The sequence below is a fragment of the Halomonas sp. 5021 genome, from assembly GCF_036663435.1.
GTDB classification, from domain to species: Bacteria; Pseudomonadota; Gammaproteobacteria; order Pseudomonadales; family Halomonadaceae; genus Vreelandella; species Vreelandella janggokensis.
This window is the reverse complement of sequence record NZ_JAXOVU010000033.1, coordinates 1-1,349: the sequence shown is the minus strand read 5'-3', so window position 1 is coordinate 1,349 and position 1,349 is coordinate 1. Positions and strand designations below refer to the sequence as shown.

Here is a 1,349-nt window from a genome sequence, read left to right as displayed (position 1 = left end):
GGTTCTTCGTCACTTCATGTGGATTTGGCCTGATCGAACAGGCGGCCCACCGGGCTGCCAATCAGGTAGATCATGGCGATGAAGTTGGCCTCGTTCCGGTAGCCACGTGCACGTGACCGAGCCGCCTGAAACAGGCCGTTCATCCCTTCCAGTCTTGCGTTCGTCAGTCCCGAGTGCCAGCGCCTGACCACTGCTTCCACGTGCCGCTCAAGCGTTGCCAGGGCCTTCCCCATCGGCTTCAGTAGCGGTTTTTTAGACACCGCCGCCTGCATGACCTTCAGGTAATTTGTGATGCGCCATCGAGCCGCTCTGGGCGTCGGGGCCTTCTGGATCCAGCGTAGCTTTTCCTTGATTATCCAGGCATCGGCAGTGGCGCTCTGATCGGCTACCAACGCCTGGAGCGCCGCCAGCTGTTTGGGTGTCAGGTTCTCGTTTTCCAGGTTTTTCAGTAGTGCCCAGCGCAGCGACTTGGGGTGTTCCTGCTCGCGGCGCTCTTTCTTGCGTACCTCCTCCAGCCGCTTGGTGAAGGTCTGCACGATATGGAACCAGTCGACCGTGACCTCGGCCTTGGGAAGGTACTCGGTCACCCCGCTGAGGAAGGCTGGCGACATGTCGCAGACGACCTCGACCACATTGGTCGTATCGCCGCCATGGGTCGCCAGGAAGGCGCTGAAAGCCTTGATGGCGTCCTTGCCGCAGCCTGGGACGGCGAAGACCACTGGTTCCTGCTTGCGCTGCATGTCGAGGAACACCGTGACGTAGCGATGACCGCGCCGGGACGCGGTTTCGTCCACACCGACAGTCGCCACATTGGACAAATCCAGCTCCCTCAACATGCGGCCCACGTAGTAATGCACAATGCGCCATAGTCGCTTGTCGGACATCTCCAACTGCCGTGAGACGGCCAGCACCGGCATCTCCTTGACCAGCGACATGGCCGCTTGCTCGAACAGCAGGGTGAAGTCGCTGCCCGGCCGTGCCCAGGGCACCTCAATACGTTTGACACCATGCTCAGGACACTTCGTGCGAGGCACGCGAGCATGCAGGTAGCAGTGGTGCTGGAAGAAGTTCAGATGTCGCCAGGTTTTGTCGGCAAAGTCGTGAGCTTGGCAGGTCTTACCGCACGCCGGACAGGGATACAGACTGCCTCGCTCCGCCTCGACATAGAGATCCAGACGGTGGGGCGACACGGAGGTATCCAGGTGCTGGTCCTTGAGAATCCAGGGCGCTTCCAGGCCCAGGCCGAGAGTTAGAATCTGGGTGCCGTCCATGCCATACCTACCGCTGTTGTGGAGTCCCTATTCTGGCCCAGCTCAGGAGACAAATTCCACACCCAACGTCGAAGAGCC

At 60.4% G+C, this 1,349-nt stretch carries 1 protein-coding gene; it reads right to left on the bottom strand.

The features are described from left to right. Positions 1-14: 14 nt before the first annotated feature. Positions 15-1,271, bottom strand: a complete 1,257-nt coding sequence (locus tag R3F64_RS19330; protein ID WP_332613247.1) for an ISL3 family transposase — start codon at positions 1,269-1,271, stop codon at positions 15-17. Positions 1,272-1,349 lie beyond the last annotated feature (78 nt).